Source organism: Roseateles sp. (genome assembly GCF_031397715.1).
GTDB lineage: Bacteria > Pseudomonadota > Gammaproteobacteria > Burkholderiales > Burkholderiaceae_C > Paucibacter_A.
In genome coordinates this window covers 1-4005 of record NZ_JANNMI010000214.1, presented here as the reverse complement: position 1 = coordinate 4005, position 4005 = coordinate 1, and the positions used below count along the sequence as shown (strand labels likewise).

Here is a 4005-nt window from a genome sequence, read left to right as displayed (position 1 = left end):
GAAGCCCACGGCCGTCTTCTCCAGCGTCAGCCGCTCCTTGATGCTCCAGGGCGCGGCGTCGACCAAGTCGGGCTCGGCGGTGCTGGCGGCGTGCGAGTCGTCGAAGTCGAACAGCCCGCCCTGGTCGGCATTCGCTTCCTGCGTCTCCGCATGGGTGTAGCCGCGCGCGACGCTGGCCAACAGGCGCGCCCGCTCCGGCTCCAGCTTGTCGAAAGCACCGGCCTTGATCAAGGCGTCCACCACTCGCTTATTGACCGATTTGCGGTCGATGCGATTGCAGAAGTCGTAAAAACTCTTGAACTCACCGCCGGCCAAGCGGACCGCCACGATGGAGTCGATCGCGCCCTTGCCCGTGCCCTTGATGGCACCCAGGCCATAGTTGATCAATTTATTGGTGATCGGCTCGAACCGGTGCACACCGAGATTGACGTTAGGCGGCTCGAAGGCAATGCCGAACAGCTTGGCGTCGTTCAACAAGACCTTGAGCTTGTCGGTGTCGCCCATTTCGATCGTCATGTTCGCGGCGAAAAACTCGGCCGTGAAATGGACCTTCAACCAACCGGTGTGATACGCCAGCAAGGAGTAGGCAGCGGCGTGCGACTTGTTGAAACCGTAGCCGGCGAACTTCTCCATCAGGTCGAACACCTCGTCCGCCTTGGCCTCGTCCAGGCCGTTAACGGCCGCGCCCTTGCGGAAGATTGCTCGGTGCTCGGCCATCTCCTCGGCCTTCTTCTTGCCCATCGCGCGGCGCAGCATGTCGGCGCCGCCCAAGCTGTAGCCGCCCAAGACCTGCGCGGTCTGCATCACCTGCTCCTGGTAGACCATGATGCCGTAGGTCTCGGCCAGCACGGGCTCCGTCAAGGGATGCGGGTAGACCACCACCTCTTTGCCATGCTTGCGCGCGACAAAGGTCGGGATCAAGTCCATTGGGCCGGGCCGGTAGAGCGCGTTCAAGGCGATCAGATCTTCCAGCCGCGAGGGCTTGGCGTCCTTCAACATGCGCTGCATGCCGCTGGATTCAAACTGGAACACCGACTCGGTCAGACCCTTGGAGAACAAGTCATAGGTCTTGCGGTCATCGAGCGGAATGGTCTCGAAGCTGAAGTCCTTTTGCGCCGGGTAACGCGCAATGATGAAATCCTTGGCCAGCTCCAGAATCGTCAGCGTGGCCAGGCCCAAGAAGTCGAACTTGACCAGGCCGACCGCCTCGACGTCGTCCTTGTCGTACTGGCTGACCGCGCTGTCCGAACCGGGCTGCTGGTACTGCGGGCAAAAATCGGTGATCTTGCCGGGCGCGATCAACACGCCGCCGGCATGCATGCCGATATTGCGCACCGTACCCTCAACGCGGGCCGCCAGCTTCAACAGTTCGGCCACTTCTTCTTCCTGTGCCTCGCGCAGATCGATCTCGGGCGCCTCATGGCGCGCGTAGATCATCTTCTCCTTGGTGGGGTCGAAGTTCTCCGGCAGCTTGGCCAGCGTCACCGTTTTGCCCGGTGGTGCGGGGATCAGCTTGGCGATCGAGTCGACCTGGCCATAGCCTAGCCCCAGCACGCGGCCGATATCGCGCAGCGCCGCCTTGGCCGCCATGGTGCCGAAGGTGGCGATCTGGCTGACCGCGTGGCGGCCGTACTTGTCCTTCACATAGTCGATGACGCGGTCGCGATTGCCCTGGCAGAAGTCGATGTCGAAGTCGGGCATCGAGACTCGCTCCGGGTTCAAGAAGCGCTCGAACAGCAGCTTGTATTGCAGCGGGTCGAGGTCGGTGATCTTCAAGACATAGGCGACCAGCGAGCCCGCACCCGAACCCCGGCCGGGCCCGACCGGGCAGCCATTGTTCTTGGCCCACCAGATGAAGTCCGCCACGATCAGGAAGTAACCGGGGAAGCCCATCTTCACAATCGTCTCTAGCTCGAACTCCAGCCGCTCGATGTAGATCGGCATCTGCTCGGCCCGCTTGGCCTCGTTCGGGTAGAGCAGCAGCATCCGCTCCTTCAAGCCCTCATGTGAGGCATAACGGAAATAGTCATCGGGCGTCATCTTGACCCCGTCCACCAGCGGCGTCGGGAACTCCGGCAGCTGCGGTTTGCCCAGCACGATGCTGAGGCTGCAACGCTTTGCTATCTCCACCGTATTCTCGATCGCCGACGGGATGTCGGCGAACAGCGCCTCCATCTCGGCCTGGCTGCGGAAGAACTGGCCCGGCAGGAAACGTTTGATGCGCTTGGGGTTGGTCAGCGTCTCGCCCTCGGCCACGCAGACCCGCGCCTCATGGGCCTCGAAGTCATCGGGGGCCAAAAACTGCACCGGGTGGGTGGCGACGACCGGCAGGCCTAACTCCGCAGCAAAGGGCACACTGGCCTGCACCAGCGCCTCCTGGCCGGCCAGCCCGGCGCGCTGTAACTCGATGTAGAAGCGCTGCGGAAAGATACCTTGAAAGCGGCCGGCCCAGTCGAGTGCGCGCGGCTTGTCGCCGGCCAGCAAGGCGGCACCCAGGCCGCCGAACTGGGCGCCGGATAGGCAGATCAGGCCCTCATTCAGCTCGGCGAGCCATTCCCACTTCATGCAGGCCTGGTTGCGCTGCACGTTCTGAATCCAGGCGCGCGACAGCAGTTCGCACAGATTCAGATAGCCCTGGCTGTTTTGCACCAGCAGCAGGAAGCGGCTGGGGTTCTTGTCCGAGCCTTCGGGCTCCAGCCAGCAATCGGCGCCGAGGATGGGCTTGACGCCCTTTTTGCGCATGCCGCTGTAGAACTTGATGCCGCCAAAAAGGTTGGCCAGATCGGTGATCGCGCAGGCGATTTGCCCGTCTTTGGCGGCCGCAGCGGCCGCGTCGTCGATCCTCAGGGTGCCGTCAACGACGGAGAATTCGGTGTGGGTGCGTAAGTGAACAAAGGCCATGGGGGCGATTGTAAGGATGCGTCATTTTTGCCATGACTTTCGCGGCATGCGTGGCGAACGCGCCTGTCGAGGCGTGCTCTGCGCCCGAAGCAAACGCTACCCGGCGGGCAACAGGCACGTCGAAAAGTTGGTTGAGGCCCTTCTTAATCAAGACCTGACCCTCGCCTTCCGTTGAATAACTATCTGCCAGGCCGGTGCGCAACAGGTGTTATGTCCAAGAGCTGGCATGTCGCCCTTGTTGGAAAGCTCTCACTTTCTAACAAAGTGTGAAACACTGTGCTCGACTTCGACCAGCAGGACAACACACCATGCCACCCATTGAGAAGACCATAGACCATCGCACGCTACGCAGTCTGATGAGTGCCGGCGCTCATGTCGGGGCCGAAGTCGTCGGCCAGGCCGGTGCCTGGGGCATTGTCATCAACTACGGCCGCGCCAGCCAGACGCTGGCCGCCTCGCGTGGCGAGCCGCGCATGTTCCGCAAATTCGAGACCCTGGCCGTCTACCTCAAAGCGCTGAGCATTACCGAGTTCAAGGTCAACCTGGCCGAGTTCGACCCAGAGGCCAAGGACACCACGCGCGGGGAGACGCGCCGCTTGATGGCCTCCGACCGGCTGAAAGCAGCGCATGCTGCGGCGGCGCATGAGCAGTGGATCAAGGAGAAGGTGCAGGCCTCGCTTGCAGATCCGCAGCCCAACATCCCGCACGCCAAGGTGATGCGCGAGGCGCAAGCTCTGATCAACAAGAAGCGCAAGCAGCATGCCGGCAAAGCCCCGGCTTGAGTGGCGGCCGCAGGCCAGCGCTGACCTGATGCTCATCATTGCCGAGATCGCCGACGACAACCCCGATGCCGCGCAGCAGCTGATGGACGAGATCGAGGCCAAGGCGGCAGCGCTTCCCGATCAGCCCAGGCTCTACAAGCCCTCCCATCGCGTCAAGGGCTTGCGGGAAATGGTCATTCGACCGAACTACGTGCTGTTCTATCGCGAGTCGCCCGAGTTGGTGGAAGTCGTGAACGTGGTCCACGCGCGCCGACAGTGGCCCCCGATCACAGGAAAGCCGAGGAAAGCCGAGGGTCAAGTCTTTAAGAGGAAAGCCGAGGGT

3 protein-coding genes are annotated in these 4005 nt (G+C 62.4%); 2 read left to right on the top strand and 1 reads right to left on the bottom strand.

The window, feature by feature from the left end; translation table 11 throughout:
• On the bottom strand, positions 1 to 2901 hold a 2901-nt coding region (dnaE, locus tag RMO57_RS09330), incomplete at its 3' end, for a DNA polymerase III subunit alpha (protein WP_310385978.1).
• Positions 2902 to 3209: 308 nt separating this feature from the next.
• Between dnaE and RMO57_RS09325 the strand changes: the two genes are divergently transcribed.
• Together RMO57_RS09325 and RMO57_RS09320 are read left to right on the top strand one after the other, a co-directional pair.
• Positions 3210 to 3683 carry a hypothetical protein gene (locus RMO57_RS09325; RefSeq protein WP_310385976.1) on the top strand — a complete coding sequence of 158 codons (474 nt, stop codon included), beginning with the start codon at positions 3210 to 3212 and terminating at the stop codon, positions 3681 to 3683.
• Positions 3661 to 4005: type II toxin-antitoxin system RelE/ParE family toxin (locus RMO57_RS09320; RefSeq protein WP_310385974.1), on the top strand; the 345-nt coding region annotated here is incomplete at its 3' end. The genes RMO57_RS09325 and RMO57_RS09320, both read left to right, overlap by 23 nt.

Excerpts from the sequence above, each read along its gene's own strand:
- RMO57_RS09325 (WP_310385976.1), top strand. The coding sequence starts at position 3,210 with ATGCCACCCATTGAGAAGACCATAGACCATCGCACGCTACGCAGTCTG.